Annotated in this window: 19 protein-coding genes and 1 pseudogene; 19 read left to right on the forward strand and 1 reads right to left on the reverse strand. The window is 37.7% G+C overall.

Annotation, left to right across the window (positions count from 1 at the left end; genetic code table 11):
• Positions 1–28: 28 nt before the first annotated feature.
• Positions 29–3,118, forward strand: a complete 3,090-nt coding sequence (locus H8S01_RS05100) for a leucine-rich repeat protein (RefSeq protein WP_186836424.1) — start codon at positions 29–31, stop codon at positions 3,116–3,118.
• Positions 3,119–3,656: 538 nt separating this feature from the next.
• Entirely contained in the window at positions 3,657–4,346 is a 690-nt protein-coding gene (locus H8S01_RS05105) for a 4'-phosphopantetheinyl transferase family protein (protein WP_186836425.1), read from the forward strand.
• Between the two features lie 109 nt (positions 4,347–4,455).
• Here H8S01_RS05105 and H8S01_RS05110 read toward each other — a convergent pair whose 3' ends face one another.
• Positions 4,456–6,066, reverse strand: a complete 1,611-nt coding sequence (locus H8S01_RS05110) for a CTP synthase (protein WP_021865277.1) — start codon at positions 6,064–6,066, stop codon at positions 4,456–4,458.
• 588 nt (positions 6,067–6,654) lie between these two features.
• On the opposite strand from H8S01_RS05110, the gene ftsH reads away from it, so the two are divergent.
• From ftsH to H8S01_RS05195, 17 genes and pseudogenes are all read left to right on the forward strand, one after another.
• The gene (gene ftsH, locus H8S01_RS05115; RefSeq protein ID WP_186836549.1) at positions 6,655–8,853 is read left to right on the forward strand and encodes an ATP-dependent zinc metalloprotease FtsH; all 2,199 of its coding nucleotides are present in this window, start codon (positions 6,655–6,657) and stop codon (positions 8,851–8,853) included.
• A gap of 26 nt (positions 8,854–8,879) precedes the next feature.
• Positions 8,880–12,320 (forward strand): DNA polymerase III subunit alpha, encoded by a 3,441-nt coding sequence (locus H8S01_RS05120; RefSeq protein ID WP_186836426.1) that lies wholly within the window; start codon positions 8,880–8,882, stop codon positions 12,318–12,320.
• Positions 12,321–12,393: 73 nt separating this feature from the next.
• Entirely contained in the window at positions 12,394–13,368 is a 975-nt protein-coding gene (pfkA, locus tag H8S01_RS05125; RefSeq protein WP_021865274.1) for a 6-phosphofructokinase, read from the forward strand.
• An 87-nt stretch (positions 13,369–13,455) separates the two neighbouring features.
• Positions 13,456–14,250: a TrmH family RNA methyltransferase gene (locus tag H8S01_RS05130; protein WP_186836427.1), complete on the forward strand. Its 795-nt coding sequence runs from the start codon at positions 13,456–13,458 to the stop codon at positions 14,248–14,250.
• Positions 14,251–14,460: 210 nt separating this feature from the next.
• On the forward strand, positions 14,461–15,645 hold the full coding sequence (locus H8S01_RS05135; protein ID WP_186836428.1) for a cell wall hydrolase: 1,185 nt from the start codon (positions 14,461–14,463) through the stop codon (positions 15,643–15,645).
• 189 nt (positions 15,646–15,834) lie between these two features.
• Entirely contained in the window at positions 15,835–16,830 is a 996-nt protein-coding gene (argF, locus tag H8S01_RS05140) for an ornithine carbamoyltransferase (protein ID WP_186836429.1), read from the forward strand.
• A gap of 37 nt (positions 16,831–16,867) precedes the next feature.
• Positions 16,868–17,155, forward strand: coding sequence for a hypothetical protein (locus H8S01_RS05145; protein WP_021865270.1), 288 nt, complete (start codon positions 16,868–16,870; stop codon positions 17,153–17,155).
• 14 nt (positions 17,156–17,169) lie between these two features.
• Positions 17,170–18,213 (forward strand): biotin--[acetyl-CoA-carboxylase] ligase, encoded by a 1,044-nt coding sequence (locus tag H8S01_RS05150; protein ID WP_186836430.1) that lies wholly within the window; start codon positions 17,170–17,172, stop codon positions 18,211–18,213.
• Complete coding sequence (locus H8S01_RS05155) at positions 18,206–18,538, forward strand: DUF6145 family protein (protein WP_186836550.1); 333 nt, start codon at positions 18,206–18,208, stop codon at positions 18,536–18,538. Before H8S01_RS05150 ends, H8S01_RS05155 begins: the two co-directional genes overlap by 8 nt.
• Complete coding sequence (gene dusB / locus H8S01_RS05160) at positions 18,535–19,497, forward strand: tRNA dihydrouridine synthase DusB (RefSeq protein ID WP_021865267.1); 963 nt, start codon at positions 18,535–18,537, stop codon at positions 19,495–19,497. The genes H8S01_RS05155 and dusB overlap by 4 nt, the downstream gene beginning before the upstream one ends.
• An 88-nt stretch (positions 19,498–19,585) precedes the next feature.
• Positions 19,586–20,062 carry a transcription elongation factor GreA gene (greA, locus tag H8S01_RS05165; protein WP_021865266.1) on the forward strand — a complete coding sequence of 159 codons (477 nt, stop codon included), beginning with the start codon at positions 19,586–19,588 and terminating at the stop codon, positions 20,060–20,062.
• A 90-nt stretch (positions 20,063–20,152) separates the two neighbouring features.
• On the forward strand, positions 20,153–22,144 hold the full coding sequence (gene lysS / locus H8S01_RS05170; protein WP_243204230.1) for a lysine--tRNA ligase: 1,992 nt from the start codon (positions 20,153–20,155) through the stop codon (positions 22,142–22,144).
• A gap of 222 nt (positions 22,145–22,366) precedes the next feature.
• Positions 22,367–22,594: a DUF6462 family protein gene (locus H8S01_RS05175; protein ID WP_022377868.1), complete on the forward strand. Its 228-nt coding sequence runs from the start codon at positions 22,367–22,369 to the stop codon at positions 22,592–22,594.
• Positions 22,595–22,603: 9 nt separating this feature from the next.
• Complete coding sequence (locus tag H8S01_RS05180) at positions 22,604–22,801, forward strand: hypothetical protein (protein WP_186836432.1); 198 nt, start codon at positions 22,604–22,606, stop codon at positions 22,799–22,801.
• Positions 22,764–23,231, forward strand: a complete 468-nt coding sequence (locus H8S01_RS05185) for a SpaA isopeptide-forming pilin-related protein (protein ID WP_243204219.1) — start codon at positions 22,764–22,766, stop codon at positions 23,229–23,231. Before H8S01_RS05180 ends, H8S01_RS05185 begins: the two co-directional genes overlap by 38 nt.
• Positions 23,232–23,301: 70 nt before the next feature.
• Positions 23,302–23,649, forward strand: coding sequence for a helix-turn-helix domain-containing protein (locus tag H8S01_RS05190; RefSeq protein ID WP_055306798.1), 348 nt, complete (start codon positions 23,302–23,304; stop codon positions 23,647–23,649).
• Between the two features lie 14 nt (positions 23,650–23,663).
• A pseudogene (locus H8S01_RS05195) lies at positions 23,664–23,879 on the forward strand (DUF5688 family protein); the annotation flags it as partial.
• Positions 23,880–24,140: the final 261 nt, after the last annotated feature.

Consider the following 24,140-nt stretch of genomic DNA (forward strand, 5'->3'; position numbering starts at 1 on the left):
CATGTCAATTAATACAGGAGGATAGTTTATGAGAATAAAAAAAATTACAAAAAAGACATGTAAAAGCATAGCATGCATTGCACTGTCAGCAGGGCTTGTATTTACAGGACTTCCGTTTGCTGGAGCAAATTCAGGAAACAGTAAATGGCAGGAGAGTGCAGCGACAGGACTTATGCAGGTTCAGGCGGCACAGATAACTTATGATTACACGGTTGGCAATTCAACGTACACTTACACAATTTTGACAGATGATACTGTTAAAATAACAAAATACAAAGGAACAGACGAAAGTATTGTTATTCCTTCAGAGATAGACGGTAAAAAGGTGACTGTTATAGGAAACTCGGCATTTTATGGACTTAAAAGTCTTAAAAATATAGAAATTCCTGATGGAATTACTTCGATTGAAAACTATGCTTTCTGCCAATGCTGGTCAATAACGAGTCTTTCGGTTCCTGAAAGTGTTACAAGCATTGGAACGGGTGCGTTTAGATTTTGCGGTGATTTGAAAGAGATAAAGCTTCCATCAAATCTTACTGTTTTATCAGACAGCCTTTTTGGGGCTGATGCAAATCTTGAATACATAACATTTGGTGATGCTGAAAAAACAGATACAGTCATTATACCTGAAACGGTTCAAAAAATGGGTAATTACGTATTTATGAACTGTGAAAAAATAAAAAATATCAAGCTTCCGTCAAATTTAAAAATTATAGGAAAAACCTGCTTTCAAGGCTGTATCTCATTAACAGGCCTGTTTATACCTCAAAGTGTAGAATCAATAGGAGGCGGAATTTTTGGAGATTGCGATGCTTTACAAAGTGTTGAGATTGAGGATGAAAATAATAATTTCATATTCAAAGACGGAATATTATACGATGTGAAAAATGGAATACTTGTCAGTGCGGTAAACTCACTGATACCAGAAAAAGTAATCGTAGACGAATGTACAAAGACTATAGATTATTCTGCATTTGCTGATTGTAATAATCTTTATGAGATTGAAATACCACAGGGAGTTGTAAACATTGGTGAAAAAGCGTTTGCAAGACTTGATAATTTGAAAAATATTGACATTCCTGACAGTGTTACCAATATTACGACGTTGGCATTTTATAGATGTAACGGACTTGTTTCGGTACAAGTTCCCGGAAGTGTAACAGCAATTAAAAATGGTACGTTCAGGGAATGCAATAATTTAAAAAAAGTTATATTAAATGAAGGTATAACAGGCATTGAACAGTATGCATTCTATGACTGTGAATTATTAGAAGAAATCAGTATACCAGGTACAGTAACTACTGTTGGTAACTCTGCATTTTATAGATGTAAGAACTTAAAAAACATTGAAATACCTGAAGGAGTTACAAAGATAGATGGTTCGGCATTTATTTTTTGTTCGTCACTAGAGCAGATTAAATTGCCACAATCACTTATGTCAATAGGTTCGGGTGCATTTGACAACTGCACATCACTTATATCAGTAGAACTTCCGGATAATGCTATAATTTCAAGCAGTACATTCAGGGGTTGTAAAAATCTTTCCAAAATAGTGCTTTCGGATACAAATAACAATTATACTGTAAAAAATGGCATTTTATACAACAAAGCTATGACAAGTGCAATTTATTGTATTCCTGCATCAGGAGTTGAAGAAATCAGTATAGAAGAAGGAGTTACTACAATAGATAGTAATCTGTTGTTTAGTGGGAATGTAAAAAAGATTAACATACCAAAGTCAGTTACAAAAATAGATGCGGCTGCATTTATGTATTGTTATGATTTGCAATCAATTAATGTAGACAGTGAAAATGACAGGTATATGTCTGAAAAAGGGATTTTATATAATAAAGCTATGACAAGAATACTGTGTTATCCTGCAGGAATTAAAGATACAGAATTTTTTGTGCCTGATACAGTAAAAACTATCGGGGATTTTGCATTTTATGGCACAAAGGCTTTGGAGAGCATAAATATTCCTGACAGCGTCACGAATATTGGCACGGATGCTTTTGGAGAATGCAGCGGACTAAAAGAAGTAGTAATTCCGGATTCTGTGACAAGCATGGGAGAGGCTGTATTTTATAAATGTACTTCATTGGAAAAAGTAAAACTTTCCGTAAATATAACAATGCCTAATCCTGCTGTTTTTCAGTATTGCTCAAATTTGAAGGAAGTGGTATTGTCTGAAAATATGCAGTTTTTAGGGGATTTTATGTTTTCGTATTGCACGCAGCTTACAAATATTGTACTGCCTGATACATTAACTTCTGTTTTAAGAAGTGCATTTCAAAATTGTGATAATCTTAAAAATATTACAGTTCCTAAAAATGTAACAACAATACGGGATTATGCTTTTGGCTATTATTATGATGAACAGAGTGCAACATATAAAAAATATGATGATTTTACGATATCAGGCTATGCCGGAAGTAAGGCACAGGAATATGCCGAGGCAAACGGAATCAGATTTATTGAGCTTAACGAAAAAGAGACTACAGACGGAATAAAGATAGAATATTCAAAAGACGATTCTTCAATAGGAGGAGACAATGAAGAAAAAATTAGTCTTGAAAGCAGGCAGCTTACAGAATCGGACGAAGAATATTCAAAGATTGATTTTACAGGAAAAATAGAAGATTCAGATGTAAAACCTGAAAACGTAAAATCTGTTACATATGAGATTTCGCTGAAAAACGAGAGCGGACAGACAGTTCAGCCGTCCGAAAAAGTCACAGTTAAAATACCTGTTCCTGATGGTTACATGGGAGAGAACTGTAAGGTTTATTATGTGAATGAAAAAGGTAAGTTTACTAATATGAATGCAGTTTGTCAGAATGGATTTCTGATTTTTGAGACAGGACATTTTAGTACATATCTTGTAACAGAGACTAATATAAAGACAGTTTCTGAAATAACCTACGGTGATGCCAATGGTGACGGAAAAATCGACAGCCGTGACGCTGTAGTAATTAAAAAATACGTTGCGGGATTCACAGGATTTGCAATCGACCTTGAAGCATCGGACGTCAATGCCGACGGAAAAGTTGACACAAGAGATGCAGTAAAGATACTTAAAAAGATAGTTGGATTTGATGTGACGCTCGGTGAAGCGTAAATTTAACAACCCGAGTTTGTCAAGTAAAGTGTGTAAATTTTTATTATTTTTTATGGCGGTCATTTTTTGACCGCCATTTTCATTGCGGTATGTCAGGGTTGGTATTGTATATTGCCAGACTATAGCTATTGCTTATATGACAATTCGTGAAATATTATATGTTGACGATCCGACATATCAAAATTGCCCACTGCATCAGATATAACGACATTATTATCGCCGTTATAAAAAGAAAAGCTATTTTGTTTATTTTTCAATAAAAATCCTTAACATCGATGTTTTTCCTTTCACGTCAAAAATGTAAAGTGACTTAATAATAATAGTATAAATTACAAAAATATATAAATATGCATATCTATAAATATACTTATAACATATATATAATGATTTTACAAGTGAAAATGTGTAAAAATATTTTGATTTTACAGATAGTCTGTTATAATTAAATAACAAATAGGTAATTGCGAAACCGGATAAAAGTACCGGGACTTACAGCGGTGGCATGAAATTAAATAGCAAAATATGTGAGGAAATAGGTATGGCTGCAAAATTAAATAAAATTACAATATATATTACATCAACAGAAGTATTTTTTAATAGGGATGCTGATGGCAATAGTGTGTTTGATGAAAAATTATATAAAAAAGCATATAATATTGTTACTGAAGGGCGACGTTGTAAAGCTGACAAATTGAGATTTAATGAGGATAAATGCCGTTGTATTGCTGCTGGATTGTTATTAAATTATGCTTTAAGACAAGAAAAAGTGGATAATCATAGTGAAATTGTAATGGTGGACATAATTAAGGCATGTGATGGATATGATAAATCATATGATTATAAAATTAAATATCAGAAAAAAGGTAAACCGTATTTTAAAGATTACAAAGAATTGAATTTTAATATTACACATTCAGGAAAATATGTTGCATGTGCTATTTCTGATAAACCGATAGGAATTGATATGGAAGGAAACAGAAAAGATGTATGCAGCGTTGCAAGACGTTTTTTTAATAAAGATGAAGCTGAATGGGTGTGCATAGCTGAGTCGGAATCGGAACAGAAAGAAAGATTTTTGAAAATATGGACATTTAAAGAAGCATATTCAAAGATGACAGGTGATGGAATCGCATTATGTTTAAAACAGCCATATTTTCAAGGCTTAAAAAATCTGAATGTGATAGAAAAATCATTTGAGGAGTATAGAATATGTGTTGTCAAAAAATAAATTTATTATACTTATGTATGGTTATCAAATCATATTTTTAATTAGAAAAATCCCGGCAAAGTAGTATTATGAGGTGTCACCTCAGATCTTTACCGGGATTTATTTATTTTTATTTATTTTCCTGATAATCAAGAGCTGCTTTGATAAATCCTCTGAAAAGCGGATGTGGTCTGTTAGGACGAGACTTTAATTCAGGATGTGCCTGAGTTGCAAGGAACCATGGATGTGAAGGAATTTCAACCATCTCAACGATTCTTCCGTCAGGAGAAATACCTGAAAGCTTCATGCCGTTTTCTGTAAGAACTTTTCTGTAATCATTATTAACTTCATAACGATGACGATGACGCTCATGAATCTGCTCTTCACCATAAAGCTCGTAAGCCTTGCTTGTTTTATCAAGAACACAAGGATAAGAGCCAAGTCTTAATGTGCCACCGATATCATCAATGCCTTCCTGATCAGGCATAAGATGAATTACAGGGTGTGTAGTATCCGGTTTTAATTCAACGCTGTGTGCATCTGTATAACCGATTACATCTCTTGCAAATTCAACGATAGATAACTGCATTCCGAGGCAGAGACCAAGGAATGGTACATTGTGTTCTCTTGCATAGCGGATTGCCTGAATCTTGCCTTCAATACCTCTGTCGCCGAAACCACCAGGAACAAGGATTCCTGATACATCGCCAAGAATTTCAGCTGCATTTTCAGCTGTAACAGTTTCTGAATCAACCCATTTGATAGTTACATCAGCTGAATTGTATACACCGCCGTGCTTTAATGCTTCGACTACACTGATGTAAGCATCGTGAAGCTGTATATATTTACCAACAAGGGCAACAGTAACTTTCTTTGTAGGATTTTTCCATGCTTTACACATTGCACGCCATTCGTCAAGATCCGGTTCTGGACAGTCAAGCTGGAGACATTCACATGCAACCTGTGCAAGGTGTTCATCTTCCATTGCAAGTGGTGCATCATAAAGAATTTCAACATCAAGATTCTGAAGTACGTGTGACTTAGGTACGTTACAGAATAAAGCAATCTTATCCTTAATTCCAGGTTCAAGAGGATGCTCAGTACGGCATACAAGAATATCCGGCTGGATACCCATTCCCTGAAGTTCTTTTACACTTGCCTGTGTCGGCTTTGTCTTCATCTCACCTGAAGCCTTGAGGTAAGGTATGAGAGTAACGTGACAAAGGATAGCATTCTCACGTCCTACTTCGTGCTGGAACTGACGGATTGCTTCAAGGAAAGGCTGGCTTTCGATATCACCTACAGTACCACCGACTTCGATGATGGCAATCTTAGTTTTATCATCTGAGTAGTCGCGGTAAAATCTGCTTTTGATTTCGTTAGTGATATGAGGAATAACCTGAACAGTGCCTCCACCAAAATCACCGCGGCGTTCTTTCTGAAGAACTGACCAATAAACCTTACCTGTAGTTACGTTAGAATTTTTATTAAGACTTTCGTCAATGAATCTTTCATAATGTCCGAGGTCAAGGTCAGTCTCGGCTCCATCATCGGTAACAAATACTTCACCATGCTGAATAGGATTCATGGTGCCTGGGTCGATATTGATATATGGATCAAACTTCTGCATAGTTACTGAAAAACCGCGGGCTTTCAATAAACGTCCTAATGACGCAGCAGTTATTCCTTTTCCAAGTCCTGAAACGACACCACCGGTGACGAATACATATTTTACGGGCATTATTTCCTCCATTCTGCCGGGTTGCGGCTGTAAAAAATTGTTATTAAAAATACATTAAAAATAAATATCCGGCAGCACAAAATAAAACACTACCGGGACAAATCATTTAATATTTAAAACCATTATACAACGAGTCGTTATTAATTTCCACATATTTTTTCAAAATAAATAGATAAATATATTACAGAGGGGCATGATAAAATTATAAAGTTAGTATAAAATAAGTAAAATTAGTTGTTTTTGATTGATTTATAAAATATTAATCTATATAATTAAGAAGACAATCATATTATTTTTTGATAATAAACTCAGCAATATACATAAGTGCTGTTTTATTATAAAATTAGAAATGGAGAATATATGGGAAACTGGGAAAATGATAACAGAAATTCCGGCGATAATGTAAATGGCAGACCACTTAATAACGGCAATGGCAGTAATCCGTCACCGGATAATAATAATAACCGTAACGGACAGGGGTATGGCGGATATAATCCACAGGGTAACGCCGGCGGTAATGGTTATAACGGCGGATATGGCAATAATGGCGGTAATGGCTATAACAGCGGTAACAGAGGTTACAACGGAATGCCTAACGGACCGCAGGGAGGACCTAATGGGTATGGACCGGGTAATTATAACAACTATAATAATTACAATAATGGACCGGGCAATAACCGCAATAATAATGGCAACAGAGGCGGCGGAAGAAATAATAATAACGAGAAGAAGCCAAAGAACTGGAATACAATAATACTGCTTACGATAGCATGTGTTGTTACATTTATCGGTATCACATTTCTTAATGGAATGTTAAAGAATGCAACATATAAAGAGATTTCATATTCTGAATTTCTTAATATGATTGATGAGAACAAGATTTCAAAAGTTAAGTTTGAACAGGATAGAATTATAATAACTCCTTCAGATGATACGATTGAAGATACCGCAATGGGAAAGATTAAGTACACATATTACACAGCATATATTAATGATGATGAACTTGTGCAGACATTGAAGGAACATTCAGATATTACAATAACAGGTTATATTCCTGACTCAAGTTCATCTGTTATAGATTTCCTTCTTGTATATGTACTTCCATTGCTGCTTATGATATTCCTTTTCTCATTCATATACAGAAAGATTGCAAAAGGAAGCGGTATGATGGGCGGCATGGGTGTCGGCAAAAATACTGCAAAGGTATATGTACAGAAGAAGACAGGTGTTACATTTAAAGATGTTGCCGGTCAGGATGAGGCAAAAGAATCACTTACAGAGATTGTTGATTTCCTTCATAATCCTGATAAATATGCAAGAATAGGTGCTAAGCTTCCAAAGGGTGCACTTCTTGTAGGACCTCCGGGTACAGGTAAGACACTCCTTGCAAAAGCGGTAGCTGGTGAAGCTAATGTGCCGTTTTTCTCTCTTGCAGGTTCAGATTTCGTAGAGATGTTTGTCGGTGTGGGTGCGTCAAGAGTAAGAGATTTATTTAAAGAAGCACAGAAGCTTGCACCATGTATTATTTTCATTGATGAGATTGATGCAATCGGTAAGAGTCGTGATTCGAGATATGGCAGTGGAAATGACGAGCGTGAACAGACATTGAACCAGCTCCTTGCTGAGATGGATGGTTTTGATTCATCTAAGGGACTTTTTATTCTTGCTGCGACTAACAGACCGGAAGTACTTGATAAGGCACTTTTAAGACCGGGGCGTCTTGACAGAAGAATTATTGTAGATAAACCGGATTTAAAGGGAAGAATAGATACACTTAAGGTTCATTCAAAAGATGTTCTTATGGATGATACTGTTGATTTGGAAGCAATCGGACTTGCGACAAGTGGTGCTGTTGGTTCAGACCTTGCAAATATGATTAATGAGGCGGCTATTGCAGCTGTCAAGGATGGCAGAAATGTAGTTTCACAGAAAGACCTTTTTGAGGCTGTCGAAGTTGTAATTGCAGGTAAAGAGAAGAAAGACAGGATTCTTAGCCGTGAGGAAAAGAGAACTGTCGCATACCATGAAGTGGGTCATGCACTTATTACAGCATTAAAGAAAGATGCTGAACCGGTCCAGAAGATTACTATTGTTCCAAGAACAATGGGTTCACTTGGTTATGTAATGCAGGTGCCTGAGGAAGAGAAGTATCTTATGACAAAAGATGAGCTTATGGCAAGGCTTGTCACACTTCTTGGCGGACGTGCTGCAGAAGAGATTGTATTTGATACTGTTACAACCGGTGCATCAAATGATATTGAAAAGGCTACACAGATGGCAAGAGCCATGATTACACAGTATGGCATGTCAGAAAAATTTGGTCTTATGAGTCTTGAGACAGTTGAAAACAAGTATCTCGACGGTAATGCAAGACTTAACTGTTCAGATGAGACAGCAGCCATAATTGATGAAGAAGTAAAAGATTTATTGAAGAGATGTTTTGAAGAAGCTAAACAGCTTCTTTCAGAAAACAGGGATGTCCTTGATGAAATTGCCAAGTTCCTTTATGAGAAAGAGACAATTACAGGTAAGGAATTTATGAAGATTTACAGAGAAGTAAAAGGAATTCCGGAACCGGTGGACACAAGTGCAATGTCTAAGTCAGAAAAAGTTGCAGAGAGCGTAACATTTGCAGAAGACGGAAGTTATTCGTCAACTGTAAGCGGTCCTGTAGATGATTTCTGGGATAATGTTGGAAAAAATAAATCGAACAGCTACGAGAATAATTCTGGAAAACAGGAAGATTCTCAAGATACAGAAAACACAAAAAACAGTACAAATAATTAAAATATGTTTCAGAAAAAGGGGTAATAATGGAATTTACACATTTACATGTCCATACGGAGTATTCGCTTCTTGATGGTTCAAGCAAGATAAAAGAGATTACATCAAGAGCAAAAGAGCTTGGAATGAAGAGTCTTGCAATAACTGACCACGGAGTAATGTACGGTGTGATAGATTTCTACAAAGCAGCAAAAGAAGTTGGCATAAAGCCGATTCTTGGATGTGAGGTATATGTTGCCCCGGGTTCAAGATTTGATAAGCAGCCGGGAGAATCAGAGAGCAGATATTATCATCTGGTCCTCCTTGCTGAAAATAATACCGGATACAAAAATCTTATGAAAATTGTTTCAAGAGGATTCACGGAAGGATTTTATTATAAGCCGCGTGTTGATTATGAAGTGCTGGAGCAGTTTCATGAGGGTATTATCGCATTAAGTGCGTGTCTTGCAGGTGAAGTACAAAGATATCTTGCAAGAGGCATGTACGAGGCAGGTTGTGAGGCAGCAAAGCGGTATGAAGGTATTTTTGGTAAAGGTAATTTCTTTCTTGAACTGCAGGATCATGGAATCCCTGAACAAAAGTATGTCAATCCCCAGTTAATCCGCATGTCGCAGGAATTGGGGATTGATTTAGTATGTACCAATGATGTGCATTATACATATGCACAGGATGCTGATGCACATGATATTCTTCTTTGTATACAGACAGGTAAAAAAGTTACAGATGAAAACAGAATGAGATATGACGGTGGACAGTATTATCTTAAATCGCCGGAAGAAATGGCAGAACTGTTTCCGTATGCACCACAGGCTCTTGAAAATACATGCAAAATAGCTGAAAGATGTAATGTTGAGATTGAATTTGGCGTAACAAAAGTACCGCACTTTGAGGTACCGCAGGGGTTTGATTCATGGACATATCTCAATCATCTTTGTAATGAGGGCATGAAACGAAGATATCCGGATGCAGATGAAGAAAAAAAGAAGCGTCTTGAGTACGAATTGTCGGTTATTCACAAGATGGGTTATGTAGATTATTTCCTTATAGTATGGGACTATATTAATTATGCAAAGACACATGGGATAGCTGTAGGACCGGGAAGAGGTTCAGCAGCGGGAAGCATTGTATCATATTGCCTTGGAATAACAGACATTGACCCGATAAAGTATAGTCTTATTTTTGAACGTTTCCTTAATCCGGAGCGAGTATCAATGCCCGATATTGACGTGGATTTCTGCTATGAGAGAAGACAGGAAGTTATAGATTATGTAGTGGAAAAATATGGAAAGGATTGTGTTGTTCAGATTGTAACATTCGGAACGATGGCGGCAAGAGCTGTAATAAAGGATGTTGGACGAGTGCTTGATCTTCCTTATGCAATGGTTGATAATATTGCAAAAATGGTACCTAGAGAAATAGGAATAACAATAGATAAAGCAATACAGGAAAATCCGGATTTGCGTAATGCATATGAAAATGATGCACAGGTCCATGATTTAATTGATAAGAGTAAACGACTTGAAGGATTACCTCGTCATGCGTCAATGCATGCGGCTGGCGTGCTTATAAGCCAGAAAGCCGTAGATGAGTATGTTCCTGTGGCGACAGGGGCAGACGGTGCTGTAGTGGCACAGTTTGTTATGACAACGCTTGAAGAACTTGGCCTTTTAAAGATGGATTTTCTGGGGCTTAGAACACTTACAGTAATTCAGGATGCCGAAAAGCTGGCGAGAAAGAAAAATCCGGAATTTTCAATAGATAATATTAATTATGAAGATAAAAATGTCTATGACATGATAAGCACCGGTAAATGTGAAGGTATATTCCAGCTTGAAAGTGCGGGAATGAAGAACTTCATGAAAGAATTAAAGCCGCAGAGCATAGAAGACCTGATAGCCGGAATATCGCTTTACAGACCGGGACCTATGGATTTCATTCCACAGTATATAAAAGGAAAGAATAATCCAGAAGATATTACGTATGACTGTCCTATGCTTGAACCGATATTAAAGCCGACATACGGCTGTATTGTATATCAGGAGCAGGTAATGCAGATAGTGCGTGACCTCGCCGGATATTCGCTTGGACGAAGTGACCTTGTCCGTCGTGCAATGTCTAAGAAAAAGACGTCTGTCATGGAAAAAGAAAGGCAGAATTTCATATATGGCAATCCGGAGGAAAATGTACCGGGTTGTATAAGTAATGGAATAGATGAAAAAACGGCTAATAAGATTTACGATGATATGATTGACTTTGCAAAGTACGCATTTAATAAGTCACATGCGGCATGTTATGCGGTTGTTGCGTATCAGACAGCATATTTAAAGACATATTACCCCGTGGAATTTATGGCGGCTCTTATGACGTCGGTTGTCGATAATACTGATAAGGTGGCGGGTTATATCTATGCATGCCGTCAGATGAATATACAGATGCTTCCTCCTGACGTAAATACTTCGGATATGGAATTTTCGGTTGAAGACAATGCGATAAGATTTGGTCTTTCAGCTGTAAAATCGCTTGGAAGACCGACGATAAAAGCTATAATTGATGAAAGAAATAAAAGCCGTTTTACAAGTATGCAGGATTTTATAAGCAGATTGTATACTGACTTAAACAAGCGTACGCTCGAAAATCTTATAAAATCGGGGGCGTTTGACACATTTGGAAATAACAGACGCCAGATGATGAGCGTGTATGCACGCATGCTTGATAATGAGGCAAAGCAGGGAAAAGATGCGATTTCGGGACAGATGTCGCTTTTTGACCTTGTTGATGAGAGTGAAAAATCACAATTTGAGATAAAAATGCCGGATGTAAGTGAGTATACAAAGGAAGATATTCTTGCATTTGAAAAAGAAGTGCTGGGAGTCTATGTAAGCGGACATCCGCTTGATGAATATGCTGCTATGTGGAAAAAACATATTTCAGCAATGTCCACAGATTTTGAGATTGATGATGAGACAGGTGAGCCGAAAGTCAAAGTGGATTCAAAGGCAACAATCGGCGGAATGATTATGGCAAAATCGGTGAAACCTACGAAAACAGGGCAGCTTATGGCATATCTTACAATAGAGGATTTGGTGGGAACTGTTGAAGTAATTGTATTTCCGAGGACATTTTCGACATATAGGAATATAATAGAAGGAACTGATAAATTATTCATAACAGGCAGAGTTAATGCTAATGCAGATGAAAATGCGAAGCTTATATGCGAAAGCGTAGTCCCTTTTGAAGATGTTCCGCGAAAATTATGGATAAGATTTGCAAGCGAGGAAGAATATCTAAAAAAAGCGGCGGATTTAGCGGAAGAATTAAAATATTCAGACGGAAAAGATTCGATTATAATTTACTGCACAAAAGAAAATAAGAGGATTGCACTTCCGCAGAGCAGAAACATCAGGATTACACCTGATATTCTGGCATCACTCAGGGCACAGTACGGTATTAAAAATGTTGAAACAACATAGTTGAAATACGGACGCGATTGCGGTAATATTATTTTAAGATATTCATAGGAAGAGCAGAAAGGAAGGAGTAGTTATGGCAAAGGAAATAAAAACAATTGGTGTTTTAACAAGCGGTGGTGATGCACCGGGAATGAATGCAGCGATAAGAGCTGTTGTCAGAACTGCACTGAACAAAGGGCTTAAAGTTAAAGGCATACAAAAAGGATATAATGGTCTTATTAATGATGAAGTTATAGACATGGATAAGAAGAGCGTTTCTGATATTATCCAGAGAGGCGGAACTATTCTTTACACAGCAAGATGTCTTGAGTTTATGACTGCAGATGGACAGAAAAAGGCAGCAGAAGTATGCAAAAAACACGGCATTGATGGCATAGTTGTAATTGGCGGTGACGGCTCATTTCGAGGTGCACAGAAGCTTGCTGAGAATGGTGTCAACACGATTGGACTTCCGGGAACAATTGACCTGGATATAGCATGTACTGATTACACAATAGGATTTGATACAGCTGTAAATACTGCCATGGAAGCTATTGATAAAATTCGTGATACATCTACATCACATGAAAGATGTAGTATTATTGAAGTAATGGGTAGAAATGCAGGTTATATAGCACTCTGGTGTGGTATTGCCAATGGTGCAGAAGATATTCTTCTTCCGGAAAGATATGATAATGACGAGCAGGCTATTATTAATCATATTATTGAAGGACGTAAGAAAGGCAAGAAACATCATCTTATTATTAATGCTGAAGGTATAGGCCACTCAACAGGTATGGCAAGACGTATTGAGGCAGCAACAGGCATTGAGACAAGAGCTACTATACTTGGTTACATGCAAAGAGGTGGTTCTCCGACATGTAAGGACAGAATGTATGCATCTGTAATGGGCTCATATGCAGTTGATCTGCTTGTTGAAGGCAAGAGCAACCGTCTTGTTGCATACAAGAATGGCAAATTCGTTGATTTTGATATAGACGAAGCACTTGCAATGAAGAAAGATATTAATGAGTACGAATTTAATATAAGTGCACTGCTTTCAAAGTAAAATTGTGCAGATTTGTCAAATAATAATGCATAATATGTGCAGCAGTGGTTTTAAGACTTTAATATAAAAAGTAAACAGGAAAAATATATGATAACAAGTACAGGAAGTTCACAGGTTAAACGTGTAATCCAGCTTCAGAAGAAGTCAAAAATAAGAAAAGAAAACAGGCAGTTTGTTGTCGAGGGTGTCAAGATGGTGTGTGAAGCACCATTTGACCGTATTGAAAAAATATATATGTCAGAAAGATTTGCAACTGACAATGAGGATTTTGTCAAGAAACTTGGAATGAGTGATGACAAAGTTGAGACAGTTGCAGATAACGTATTTGCACATATGTCTGATACACAGACTCCGCAAGGCGTTATGGCTGTTATTAATATGAAAGAATACAGTGTTGATGATATTATCAAAGCCGGTTCTGACAGAAAACCTCTTATAATAGCAATAGAAAATCTTCAGGATCCCGGCAATCTCGGAACTATAGTAAGAATGGCTGAGGGAGCCGGTGTCACTGGCATTGTGATAAGTTCTAATGCCGTTGATATATATAATCCAAAGACGATACGTTCAACTATGGGGTCAATATACAGAGTTCCGTTTGTTTATGCTGCTGATTTTATAGGTGCAATTGAACTGATGAAAAAGAACGGAATTAATGTTTATGCGGCTCATCTTGACGGAAGTTGTGAGTATACGGAGGCTGATTATACAAAGTCAAGTGCATTTCTTATTGGAAATGAAGGCAATGGACTTACTGATGCGGCTTCTAAGGCTGCAGATAATCTTATAAAAATCCATATGGAAGGTAAGGTTGAATCGTTAAATGCTGCAATAGCCTGTACAGTGCTTACATATGAAGCTATGCGTCAGAGACGGAGTTAATGACATTAATTTGTAAATATTTTAGAAATATAAAAAAATAATAAATTTTTAAGATAAGGGCTTCCAAAACACGTGGAAGCCCTTGTTTTATGCCATTTTTTAACAGATTTGACAAAGAAGCGTAACTTTGCTACAATACATCTGTAACAAAATGTAACAATTCCGTAACATTTTGTTTAGGCATAACAAATGCCGGAAAGGGAAAGCTTTATGAAACTTAGAAGTAGCAAAGCGGCAATTTGCACGGGGGCAGCCGTAGTTATGTTCCTTATGCCGGTTGTACCGGAAGTGGCAGTCGCAAAAACTACCTATGAGCAACCAGAAAGTACAGTACAATTCGATACAGAACTGAGACAGGCGTCTTACACTGTTAATGTGTCAGACATCGTTGCGACAGGTTATGTGGAGGAAAAAGAAACGGGGATGTATGCAGGTATGGCAATAGCCATAGCTGATCCTTATACTCAGGTGTATGCAATGGCCGATGAGAATTCAGAGGTTGTAGGTCAGATGGGACAAAACAGCATTGCATCTGCAGAAGAGATTGTCGGAGAATGGACAAAGATTGTATCCGGTAATCTTACAGGATTTGTTAAGACAAGTGAATTATGTTTTAATGAGGAAGCACAGGCACTTGGAAGCAGCTTAGGAGATGTGAGTGCTACAGTTGTGGCTGACAGTGCGGCATTGTATTTAACAGCTGACAAGTCACAGGCAGCAGATTTTGCAGCCAACGGAACACAATTCAAGGCAGTCGGCAAAAAAGGAAGCATGATTGCGGTAGAGTACGGTGAGTCAAAGGCATATGTGTATGCTGACCAGGTAAGCATAGAATATGCAGCAGGAACCGGATATACCAACGAAGAGATAGAGAATATAAAGGCTGAGGAAGAGGAGCAGAGACGTCAGGCAGAAGAGGCTGAACGTGAAGCTGCAAGAAAAGCCGAAGAAGAAAGAACTGCCAGAATTGAAGCAGCTATGACAGATGTAGGTGTTTCATATAATCCGACAATGGAAGCAAGTGCAGAAGAAGTATGGCTTCTTGCATGTGTCATTGACTGGGAATCAGGCTGGGAACCATATGAAGGCAAACTTGCTGTAGCCAATGTTGTATTAAACAGAGTAAGAAACTCAAGATATGACAATACAATCACAGGTGTTATTTATGCAAGAAGCCAGTTTTCAGGTGTATCTGACGGATATGGCAATGCAAGTTCAACATTTCAGGCAAGACTCGATGCAGGTCCAAGAACACAGGAGTGTCTGGAAGCAGCAATGGAAGCATTGTCAGGTGTGAACAATATAGGCTCATATACATCATTCAGATCAGTTTCAATTGCAAACTATGATGCATATTCAAGCTTTACAATAATAGGAGGTCATGTTTTTTATTAAGATAATTAACGGCATCTTAATAAATATGGCTGATGTAAGATAAAAATTGAATTATTATATATATTTAATCCGGGACAGACTGAGTATTTGCTAGGCTGTCCCGGATTTTCTTTCTATATTGCACACAGACATGATTTATGATACACTATACCACAAATATGTATATTTGGAATGGAGATAAAGATAGCTATGGATTTGACAGGACGCGATTTTTTAACTTTAAAAGACTATACACCGGATGAGATTGAATTTCTTATTAATCTGGCAGGAGAACTTAAAGAAAAGAAAAAGAAGGGTGTAGTTGAGCAGCCGTTAATCGGCAAGAATGTTGCACTTATATTTGAAAAGACAAGTACAAGAACACGTTGTTCATTTGAAGTGGCAGCACATGACCTTGGAATGGGCACTACATATCTTGACCCTAAAGGTTCCCAGATTGGCAAGAAAGAGAGTATTGCCGATACAGCAAGAGTTCTTGCAGGAATGTATGATGGAATAGAATATCGTGGATTCGGTCAGGAAATTGTTGAGGAGCTTGCAAAACATTCAAAAGTACCTGTCTGGAATGGTCTTACTAATGAATATCATCCTACACAGATGCTTGCAGATATGCTTACAATTCGTGAGAAACTTGGACATTTAAAAGGTGTTAAGTTTGTATACATGGGTGATGCACGTTACAACATGGGTAATTCACTTATGATAGTATGTGCAAAGCTTGGTCTTCATTTCACTGCATGCACAACAAAAGAATATTTTCCAAATGATGAGCTTGTTGCACAGTGTAAGGAATGGGCAAAGGCAAGTGGTGGTTCAGTTACATTATGTGAAGATGTGAAGGAAGCAACTAAGGATGCAGATGTAATATATACAGATGTATGGGTTTCAATGGGTGAACCTGACGAAGTATGGGAAGAAAGAATCAAAGCACTTTTACCATATCAGGTTAATCGTGCAGTTATGGAAAATGCATCAAAAAATGCCATTTTCATGCATTGTCTTCCTGCATTTCATGATTTAAAGACAACAATCGGTGCTCAGATTCATGATAAATTCGGACTTGATGAGATGGAAGTTACAGATGAAGTATTTGAATCATCACAGTCTGTGGTATTTGACGAAGCAGAGAACAGAATGCATACAATCAAAGCTGTTATGGCAGCTACGCTTGGTGCATACAAATAAAATATACTATAAAAAATAATGCGGAGGCAGAATTGATATGTATTATACAACCAGTGGTGCATACAGAAAATCAAAAATGATTATAGATTATGCCAATATAGCTCTGACAGTGTGTGTTGGCGTAATGTTTATCCTGATATTATTTTTCAGAAGCAGCAGCGGAATAATATTTCCATTGATATTTCTTGCAGGCTGTCTTGTTAATGCATTGACATCTGCCAAACGTTTTATGGAAAAAAATAAAGTGGCAGGTGTTATTCTGGCAATTACAGCGGTAGTATTATTGGTTTTGTCAGCAATGTGTTTTGCAGCAGTATTGAAATAGTAAGGTGGCTTCACATGAAAACAAAAATTTTAAAAATATTAAGAAATGCAGACGGTTTTGTTTCGGGACAGGCAATATGTGAAAGCCTCGGAGTATCAAGAACTGCTGTATGGAAAGTTATTAATCAGCTGAAAGAAGAAGGTTATGAATTTGATGCGGTGTCCAATAAAGGATACCGTATTGTAAACTATCCTGATATTTTGACGAAATCAGAAATAGAAAGCCAGCTGGATAAAAATGATATTATAAAAAAAATAGTGTTTTTTGATGAGACAGATTCAACTAACAACCGTGCAAAAAAGGCTGCGGAAGAAGGCGAAGAATCGGGAACTCTCTTTATAACTGAATGTCAGACAGGTGGACGTGGAAGAAGAGGAAGAAACTGGGTTTCTCCACCGGGAAGCGGAATCTGGATGACACTTCTTATACGCCCGGATATAAGACCGGATGAGGCATCAATGCTTACGATAGTTGCAGCTATGGCTGTTTCGTCTGCAATAACAAAGGTTACAAAATATGATGCCAAAGCAATTTTGTCTGATGAGAAGGACATTTCGTTTGCGGATAACAAGATAGAGCAATGCAAAATAAAATGGCCTAATGATATAGTTCTTGATAAAAAGAAAATATGCGGTATTTTAACGGAGATGAGTGCCGAACCCGAGCATGTCAATTATGTTGTTACAGGCATAGGCATAAATGTCAATACGACTGAATTTGCCGACGAGATAAAAGATATGGCATCGTCAATATTTGTACAGACAGGTGTAAGAATAAAAAGAAGCCATGTTGTTGCACAGTTTGCACATGATTTTACGGAATATTTTAATAGATTTATAAAGACACAGGATTTGAGCCTGCTCGTTGATGATTATAATAAAATGCTTATTAATGCAGGAAAGACTGTGCGTATTGAGGAGAGAGGAGATGCATATACTGCCGAGGCGTATGGAATAGACAATGAAGGCAGGCTTATTGTAAAGGTGGATGATACAGGTGAGGAAAAGAAAATAATAGCCGGTGAAGTATCGGTGAGAGGATTATATGGATATGTTTGATGAAGAAGTTGTATTATGTGCTTCAAGTGCATATGAAAAGAAATTTTATCTGAACGAAGAATTTTCGAGACTTCCTGAAGATATAAAAAATGAACTTAAAATAATGTGTGTTCTTTTTACAGAAGAAGTGGGAGGAATACTTGAACTTGTATTTGACGAGGAAGGTAATCTTTTATTCAGAACAGATGCAGATGAAAATGATTTGCTATATGATGATATTGCATGCGGAATGCTTATAAAGAAGATGCAGTACGAAAAAAGAGAGCTGCTTGAATCACTCGAAATGTTTTACAGAGTATTTTTCCTCGGCGAGGACGGACAATGAAAATAGGAAATGTCAATATAGAAAATAAAGTATTTCTTGCACCTATGGCGGGTGTTACAGATTTGCCGTTCAGGCTTTTATGCCGCGAGATGGGCTGTGGGCTTTTGTATACAGAAATGGTTAGTGCAAAAGCTATTTTGTACAATAATAAAAATACAGACGCACTTCTTCGTGTGACTGAAGCGGAAAATCCGATAGCAGTACAGCTTTTTGGTTCAGACCCGCAGATTATGGCAGATATGGCAAAAAGACTTGAAGAAAGACCATTTGATGTAATAGATGTCAATATGGGATGTCCGGTTCCAAAGGTTGTAAATAACGGAGAAGGTTCGGCACTTATGAAAAATCCTGTGCTTGTCGGCCAGATTGTTGAGGCTATGGCAAAGGCAGTAAAAAAGCCTGTTACAGTAAAGATTCGTGCGGGATTTAATGATAAGAGCCTTAATGCACCAGAGATTGCACATGTTATTGAAGAATCAGGTGGTGCGGCGGTTGCTGTTCATGGCAGAACGAGAGAGCAGTATTATTCTGGGCATGCTGACTGGAATATAATCAAAAAAGTAAAAGATACTGTATCAATTCCCGTAATAGGCAATGGTGACATACTTACAGGTGAAGATGCGATACGCATGTTTAAAGAGACCGGCTGTGATGCGGTTATGATTGGCCGCGGAGCAAGAGGAAATCCGTGGATATTTAATCAGATAAATGAATATCTTAATAATGGGACAACAATAAAGCCACCGGCAATTAACGAAATTCATGATATGATTTTAAGACATGCTTCAATGCTTATAGAGGCAAAGGGCGAATATACAGGAATCCGTGAGATGAGAAAGCATTTTGCATGGTATACGGCAGGAATGAAGCATGCGGCAGTATTAAGAAATGAAGTGAATCAGGTGGAACACTTTAAGGAGCTTGAAAGCCTGTGTGAACGTCTGGTTTTACATTATTGACAGAAGAAAAAGTGTAGTGTATAATATTGTGACTGGTTTTAATAAACAAATAAAATTTTAGTATATAAATGGGAAAGGTGAAGGAATTATGGCAGAGAAGCAGTTTCTTACAAAAAAAGGTTATGAGGAAAGAGTAGCATTACTTGAGAATCTCAAGGTAGTCAGAAGAAAGGAAGTTGCACAGAAGCTCAAGGAAGCAAGAGAGCAGGGCGACTTATCAGAGAATGCCGAGTATGATGCAGCAAAGGACGAGCAGCGTGATATCGAGGCACAGATTGTTGAACTTGAAAACATTTTAAAGAATGCAGAGATTATTCAGGATAACGATAAGAGCAAAGACAAGATTAAGATGGAAAGTGTTGTAAAGCTTCATGATGTAGAATATGATGAGGATATTGAGTATACAATCGTAGGTTCTTCAGAAGCAGACAGCTTAAATAATAAGATTTCTAACGAGTCACCACTTGGAGCAGCTTTAATTGGCAAGAAAGTTGGAGATACAGTTAAGATTGAAGCACCTGTAGGTGAGATTGAATATAAGATTATTTCGGTAGACAATGACTAATTAATCGAATTTATTTTAAGGAGAGACACAAAGTTGGCAGATAATAAGAATACACAGGCAGCGGATGTTAACGAACAGATTAAGATTCGTATGGATAAATTAAAGGCTCTTCAGGATGCCGGCAAGGATCCATTTCAGATTACAAAGTATGATGTAACACACCATACAGATGAAATCAGAGCTATCTACGAAGCTCATGAGAAGGAACTTCTTGGTGACAGACCAGCGGTAAATACTGAAGGATTAGACGAGCAGCAGGCAAGAGAAGCAGTTAATGCTGATTATAATGAGAGAAGAGCTATTATGGATGCTTCTCCTATAGAAGTAAGCTTCGCCGGACGTATGATGTTCAAGAGAGTAATGGGTAAGGCATCTTTCTGTAACATTGCAGACCTCAAGGGTAAAATGCAGGCTTATATTTCAAAGGATGCAATCGGCGAAGAAGCATATGCAGACTTCAAGAAGTCTGATATTGGTGATATTTTCGGTGTTAAGGGATTTATTTTCAGAACTAAGACAGGCGAGATTTCTGTTCATGTTGAAGAACTTACGCTTCTTTCAAAGAGCCTTCAGGTACTTCCTGAGAAGTTCCACGGTATTACTGACACTGATATGAGATACCGTCAGAGATATGTTGATTTGATTATGAATCCTGAAGTTAAGGATACATTTGTTAAGCGTTCAAAGATTATCAAGGAAATCAGAAATTTCCTTGACGGCAGAAACTTTATGGAAGTTGAGACACCTACACTTGTGTCTAATGCCGGCGGTGCTGCTGCAAGACCATTTGAGACTCATTACAATGCACTTAATGAGGATGTTAAGCTTCGTATTTCATTGGAGCTGTACCTTAAAAGACTTATTGTTGGTGGTCTTGAGAGAGTTTATGAAATTGGACGAGTATATCGTAACGAAGGTGTTGATACAAGACACAATCCTGAGTTTACACTTATGGAACTCTATCAGGCATATACAGATTATGAAGGCATGATGGAACTTACTGAGAGTATGTTCAGACACCTTGCCCAGACTGTATGTGGTACAACCAAGATTACTTACAACGGAACAGAGATTGACCTCGGAAAGCCATTCAGAAGACTTACTATGAATGATGCAATCAAGGAATATGCAGGCGTTGATTTTGATACAATTAAGACAGATGAAGAGGCTAAGGCACTCGCAAAGGAAAGAGGAATTGAATTCGAGGAGCGTCATACAAAGGGCGATATCATCAATCTTTTCTTCGAGGAATACTGTGAAGAGAACTTAATCCAGCCTACATTTATTATGGATCATCCTCTTGCAATTTCACCTCTTACAAAGAAAAAGCCATCTGACCCTGAAAAGGTTGAGCGTTTCGAGCTTTTCATCAATACATGGGAAATGTGTAACGCATATTCAGAACTTAACGACCCAATCGACCAGAGAGAGCGTTTTGCACAGCAGGATAAGAATGCCGAAAACGGTGACGAAGAAGCCCAGCACACAGATGAAGACTTCCTCAATGCACTTGCTGTAGGTATGCCTCCTACAGGTGGTATCGGTTACGGTATTGACAGACTTGTAATGCTTCTTACAGATTCGCCTGCTATCAGGGATGTATTGCTCTTCCCGACTATGAAGAGCATCGGTGGCGTAAAGTCTGAAAATGGCGTAAGTTCTAAGACTTCAGAAGAGGTAAAAGCAGAGCAAGAGAAGATTGATTTTTCAAATGTAAAGATTGAGCCATTATTCGAGGAAGAAGTTGATTTCGATACATTCAGCAAGTCTGATTTCAGAGCTGTTAAGGTAAAAGAGTGTGTTGCAGTACCTAAGTCTAAGAAGCTGTTACAGTTTACACTTGATGATGGAACAGGCACAGACCGTACAATCCTTAGCGGAATCCATGCTTTCTATGAGCCAGAAGAACTTGTTGGAAAGACACTTATCGCTATCACAAACCTTCCACCAAGAAAGATGATGGGAATTGAATCTTGTGGTATGTTACTTTCAGCAGTAAACAACCTTAAAGATTCAGAGGATGAAGAACTTCATCTTCTTATGGTGGATAACCATATTCCGGCAGGTGCAAAGCTGTACTAAGAGAATAAAGTTTATATAAATATGATTGGTCATGGTTAAGGTCATTTGACCAAGTTTTGACTCTAAAATTTATAGTCAAATAAACGACAATACATGTTAGTACAGATTGCTTAGTCTGAAAAATTAAAGATTGTATTACTTAGAGGACATTTTCTAAAGAAATTTAGAAGATGTCCTCTTTTTGCGTTATAGGAACAATTGAAATACCGAAAGGAGAATAGCATGGAACACACAAAGGCATATCAGGAATTTAAGAAGAATGGTAATACAAAGTTTGTAAGATATAGCGAAGGAGCAGAAATGTATCATATGAGCGTATCAAAGTTTATGCAAATGGCTAAGGATGCCAAAGCAATCTATAAGTTAGGACAGTTAGTACTTGTGAATTTAAAAATATTTGATGAGTACATTGAGACATTCCATATAGTTGATGATGAATTTTATAAGTAGGTGAAAAGGATGGTAACACAATTACAGCCGGATATTAGGGCTTATCTTCATGGTGGGGAGGTAATAAAAAGATACATAAGGGTCGAAGAGGTGGCTCATGCATATGGATTTAGTGTTGAGGAAACTGAATATATAGCTAAAGGAGACAGCAGAAATCCAGAAGGTATCCATGAAGGACGAGCAGGCAGTCGGAAAGATTGTCATTGAGAAAACTGACAAAGTAACCGGAAAGCCGATCGATGGTGTTGTATTTGAAGTAAGAGATAAGGACGGAAAGGTGCTTGACACACTCACTACTGACAAGAATGGTCATGCAGAGAGCAAGGAGCTTCCTATCTGTACTTACAACGAGGATGAATCATTCAAGGAAGATATCCATTATACAGTAGTTGAGACAAAAGCAGCTGACGGATATATCCTCGATGAGACAGCTCACGATGTAACTCTTCGATACGATGACAATGCACCGGATGTTGTTGTAACAACTCTTAAGCTTATCAATGTACCGACAGAGCCTAAGCTTCCACAGACAGGCGACAATGCAAATCCGCTTCTTTATCTTGGAATTGGTGCACTTGCACTTATTACAGGTGTTGGAGTAGGACTTCGTGGAAGAAAGAAAAAGAATAAACAGTAACAATTAACCTTGCGGGGAATGTAAGCCAGTGACTTATGTTCCCTGCTTTTTTTGATTTGGAGGACAAACAGTGGTAGGAGAAAGAATCAGATATTACAGAAAACGACAAAAAATGACACTCAGGGAACTGGGCGAGAAAAGTGGTTTTGAAAATAGAGGTGATGTAAGAATTGCCCAATACGAAAATGGTTCAAGAGTTCCAAGGACGGGAACGTTGAACAGGATTGCAAAGGCACTTGGCATTCCGCCGGAAGAATTATTCTGTGAGGACTGTAGAAAGTGCATGTTTCTCAAGAATTATTACAGAAAGAAAAGAAAATCTCATACCACTTTTGATATGGGAATCGAAGAAGACAACAGTTACAGAGAACACAAAAATCCCGAGGATGAAGGGATTTTGTATGACAATTTAGATTAAGGAGGAACCGTAATATGATGAATTACGAGATTTTTAAGGAAGTAGTAAAAGAAAAGTTTATGGATTATATGCCTGAGAAGTTCAAAGGAATGGAGCTTGTGGCAGAACCCGTGGAAAAGGTGAATGTGACTCTTGATGGCATCATCTTACGAGAGGAAGGCAGGAATATTTCGCCTACGATTTATATCAATGACATGTATAAGAAGTATCAGGACTGTGGTGATCTTGAGGTGTCACATCATTGACAAATGTACATCGCCATGATATGGTTTGAGAAATATATATATTTTTTGTCGGAAGTGTAGAGTTTTTTGTCGGATACTTTTCTAAAATAAATAAGCTATTACATCTTTATGAAGGTGTTTCAGCATTTGGCACAAGGGGTTATCGCAGAAAGACCTATTTTTTGCAATAACTCAAGTAGAAATGAGGTGAATATCGATGATGCAGCAATTGTATAAATTGACATATGTCAAAAATGGGGGGGGGTA

It is taken from the genome of Lachnospira hominis (ex Liu et al. 2021) (genome assembly GCF_014287955.1).
Classification (GTDB): Bacteria; Bacillota; Clostridia; order Lachnospirales; family Lachnospiraceae; genus Lachnospira; species Lachnospira hominis.

Excerpts from the sequence above, each read along its gene's own strand:
- H8S01_RS05130 (WP_186836427.1), top strand. The coding sequence starts at position 13,456 with ATGATAACAAGTACAGGAAGTTCACAGGTTAAACGTGTAATCCAGCTT.
- H8S01_RS05100 (WP_186836424.1), top strand. The coding sequence starts at position 29 with ATGAGAATAAAAAAAATTACAAAAAAGACATGTAAAAGCATAGCATGC.
- pfkA (WP_021865274.1), top strand. The coding sequence starts at position 12,394 with ATGGCAAAGGAAATAAAAACAATTGGTGTTTTAACAAGCGGTGGTGAT.
- greA (WP_021865266.1), top strand. The coding sequence starts at position 19,586 with ATGGCAGAGAAGCAGTTTCTTACAAAAAAAGGTTATGAGGAAAGAGTA.
- argF (WP_186836429.1), top strand. The coding sequence starts at position 15,835 with ATGGATTTGACAGGACGCGATTTTTTAACTTTAAAAGACTATACACCG.
- H8S01_RS05105 (WP_186836425.1), top strand. The coding sequence starts at position 3,657 with ATGGCTGCAAAATTAAATAAAATTACAATATATATTACATCAACAGAA.
- dusB (WP_021865267.1), top strand. The coding sequence starts at position 18,535 with ATGAAAATAGGAAATGTCAATATAGAAAATAAAGTATTTCTTGCACCT.
- H8S01_RS05110 (WP_021865277.1), bottom strand. The coding sequence starts at position 6,066 with ATGCCCGTAAAATATGTATTCGTCACCGGTGGTGTCGTTTCAGGACTT.
- H8S01_RS05155 (WP_186836550.1), top strand. The coding sequence starts at position 18,206 with ATGTTTGATGAAGAAGTTGTATTATGTGCTTCAAGTGCATATGAAAAG.
- H8S01_RS05180 (WP_186836432.1), top strand. The coding sequence starts at position 22,604 with ATGGTAACACAATTACAGCCGGATATTAGGGCTTATCTTCATGGTGGG.
- H8S01_RS05135 (WP_186836428.1), top strand. The coding sequence starts at position 14,461 with ATGAAACTTAGAAGTAGCAAAGCGGCAATTTGCACGGGGGCAGCCGTA.
- H8S01_RS05120 (WP_186836426.1), top strand. The coding sequence starts at position 8,880 with ATGGAATTTACACATTTACATGTCCATACGGAGTATTCGCTTCTTGAT.
- lysS (WP_243204230.1), top strand. The coding sequence starts at position 20,153 with ATGGATAAATTAAAGGCTCTTCAGGATGCCGGCAAGGATCCATTTCAG.
- H8S01_RS05145 (WP_021865270.1), top strand. The coding sequence starts at position 16,868 with ATGTATTATACAACCAGTGGTGCATACAGAAAATCAAAAATGATTATA.
- H8S01_RS05150 (WP_186836430.1), top strand. The coding sequence starts at position 17,170 with ATGAAAACAAAAATTTTAAAAATATTAAGAAATGCAGACGGTTTTGTT.
- H8S01_RS05185 (WP_243204219.1), top strand. The coding sequence starts at position 22,764 with ATGAAGGACGAGCAGGCAGTCGGAAAGATTGTCATTGAGAAAACTGAC.
- H8S01_RS05175 (WP_022377868.1), top strand. The coding sequence starts at position 22,367 with ATGGAACACACAAAGGCATATCAGGAATTTAAGAAGAATGGTAATACA.
- ftsH (WP_186836549.1), top strand. The coding sequence starts at position 6,655 with ATGCCTAACGGACCGCAGGGAGGACCTAATGGGTATGGACCGGGTAAT.